We start from the raw sequence: 2,309 nt of genomic DNA, 5'->3' as shown, positions 1-2,309 counted from the left end.
GAAGTAACGTGTAAACTTTGGAACCGCCGTATACCGAACGGTATGTACGGTGGTGTGGGAGGTCGGCTACTCAATTAATGATTAGCCTCCTACCCGATTGGTAAATCGTATACTTTTTCATTGAATGCATAGCGCTTTGCTGCATATTGCAAGATTTGTCCGATAAATTCAGCTGCCGACATACCCTTAGCTTGAGCCATATAACCCATGTAACCGCTGTGAGCTTTACCTTTTGGCATTGTAAGACCTGCAAAAGTGTTAATTTCCAGAAAGTAAGGAGTGCCATCTTTAGATAATATCATATCAATACGCCCAAAATCTTTAGCATTTAAGACTTTGTATATGTTTATTGCTGTTTCTTCTATGTTATCCTCTATGTCCTTTGACAAATCTGCCGGACAGTTAATAATTTCTCTATCTAGCATTTTGTGCTCATAAGTATTGGTTTTTGCTGAATTGTACTGGATTTCAAGAATCGGAAGAACCTTAGGTTCTTCATTGCCAACGACACCTACTGTGATTTCACGACCATCGATAAATTCCTCAACCAACGCATCTTGACCGATTTTTTGGGCAATTTTATCGACGATTTTACCTAAATCCTTCAAATTATATACTATATTTTCCTCACTTATTCCGGCACTCCCGCGACCACTGACCGGTTTTACAAATAATGGGTAATTTAAAGAATGAGGAGGAATGCTTTTAGAATTTTTTACTACAAAGAACTTAGAGGTTGGCAATTGATGAAATGCTAAGATTTTTTTGCGCGTTGCTTTGCTGGTTGCGACTAAATCAATCCCTGAGCCTACGTAAGGTATATCAAATGCTTCTAGAAAAGCTACTTCTCTTAGCGATGAAGCATTAAAAACGATATCAATTCCTTTTGAAAAAACCTCCCTTAATGTCTTTCCAGGATCATTATTCCTCCATTCGATTAACTCAGCATCAAAACCGGCTTCCTTTAAAGCCGTCATATGTTGAAAGGCTTCCTCATAGGCATCATCATAAGTATTTTCTTTTGAAATCTTCCTCTGCAGTTCTACATTTCTGAATTTACGCCAAAAAACGCCTACTTTCATTTGACGCGTCTCCTTTTATAATGAATTAAGCTCAATTGGATACATTGAGCTTAATTCATTATACCATATTGTGCACATATATACAAAAATCTTACAATAATTTTTATAAAATTGGGTAAAATATTATTTCAGTTCTTGTATCGCTTCCTTTAGCCGTTTTGCAGCCTCTGCTATATATACGCGGGAGCAAGCTATGTTTATTTTTTCAAATCCTTCGCCTCCTGTACAAACCAATATCCGCTTTCTAAAGCAAACTTTGCCTTATTTGTCATAAAATCACTTAACTGGTGCGGATCTAAACCAAGGGATGTGCAGTCAAGCCATACAAAAAACGTTCCTTCGGGTCTTATCACTTTTAACTGAGGGATTTCCCTTTCGATCTCATCTGTAAGTAATTTTAAATTGCCTGTAGATATTCTAAAAGTTGATTTAGCCACCCCGCTTTTGTCCACACATGGCCTACGGGATTGTGTGGATTGCACAAAAACATAAGTTTAATTCGGCGATCTTTTACCTTTTCCTCTAAATCGTCAAAATCCATAATATATTTCCCGTCTTTATAAATCAAAGGGTTATTTACCAGGCGCCGGCCGTTTTCTTCAATGACTCTGAAAAACGGATAATATACTGGCTGCTGGACTATGACCTTATCTCCTGGAAAAGCAAATAAACATTGGCGTGGCGCTAGATTACGAAGGTCAACTGTATGTTCCTGTAATAAAAAATGCTGCAGATATGCCAATTGAGGATATTTCAAATTGCATTAATGAGTTTAAAGAAAAAGTAGCAAAAAAGACTTTGACAATTAAGGATATGTCAGAAGGAACCTTTACTATCACAAATTCAGGAATTTTTGGCTCTAGCTTCTTTGTTCCGGTTATAAACTATCCACAAAGTGCAATTTTAGGGATTGGCAAAATAACCGAAAGACCCATAATAATAGAAAACAGTATTGTCATAAGACCAATTTTGATTGCAAGTTTAGGTTACGATCATCGTGTTATTGAAGGAAGTAATGCAGTTAAATTCTTGGGCGAAATTAAAAATAACTTAGAGAATATTGATAAACTCGTATAATAACATGTAGCCTGACGCCATCGGAGGAAATATATATCCCTCCGATTTTTTTGCGTGCGCCCGGCACGGGCACAGTCTAATGGGTGAAAGTCCCTAGTGCGGGTCGATAGTGCCAAGCACATAGCCAAGGACAAGGGTGTCCATCGAGAG

Annotated in this window: 4 protein-coding genes; 1 reads left to right on the top strand and 3 read right to left on the bottom strand. The window is 37.6% G+C overall.

Annotation, left to right across the window (positions count from 1 at the left end; all coding sequences use genetic code 11):
- Positions 1-89 precede the first annotated feature (89 nt).
- The 3 genes from BUE08_RS02985 to BUE08_RS02975 form a co-directional block, all read right to left on the bottom strand.
- On the bottom strand, positions 90-1,082 hold the full coding sequence (locus BUE08_RS02985) for a D-alanine--D-alanine ligase family protein (protein ID WP_286680331.1): 993 nt from the start codon (positions 1,080-1,082) through the stop codon (positions 90-92).
- A gap of 197 nt (positions 1,083-1,279) precedes the next feature.
- The gene (locus BUE08_RS02980) at positions 1,280-1,519 is read right to left on the bottom strand and encodes a hypothetical protein (RefSeq protein WP_286680330.1); all 240 of its coding nucleotides are present in this window, start codon (positions 1,517-1,519) and stop codon (positions 1,280-1,282) included.
- On the bottom strand, positions 1,480-1,824 hold the full coding sequence (locus tag BUE08_RS02975; protein ID WP_286680329.1) for an aminotransferase class I/II-fold pyridoxal phosphate-dependent enzyme: 345 nt from the start codon (positions 1,822-1,824) through the stop codon (positions 1,480-1,482). Before BUE08_RS02975 ends, BUE08_RS02980 begins: the two co-directional genes overlap by 40 nt.
- On the opposite strand from BUE08_RS02975, the gene BUE08_RS02970 reads away from it, so the two are divergent.
- A complete protein-coding gene (locus BUE08_RS02970; protein WP_286680328.1) occupies positions 1,761-2,159 on the top strand; it encodes a 2-oxo acid dehydrogenase subunit E2 in 399 nt (132 codons plus the stop codon). The two genes, BUE08_RS02975 and BUE08_RS02970, sit on opposite strands and share 64 nt — an antisense overlap.
- The last annotated feature ends 150 nt before the right edge of the window (positions 2,160-2,309 follow it).

This window comes from Tepidanaerobacter sp. EBM-49 (assembly GCF_001896645.1).
Lineage (GTDB): Bacteria > Bacillota > Thermosediminibacteria > Thermosediminibacterales > Tepidanaerobacteraceae > Tepidanaerobacter > Tepidanaerobacter syntrophicus.
Note: the sequence above shows the minus strand (reverse complement) of the source record. Positions and strands in the feature narration are given on the sequence as shown.

Excerpts from the sequence above, each read along its gene's own strand:
- BUE08_RS02985 (WP_286680331.1), bottom strand. The coding sequence starts at position 1,082 with ATGAAAGTAGGCGTTTTTTGGCGTAAATTCAGAAATGTAGAACTGCAG.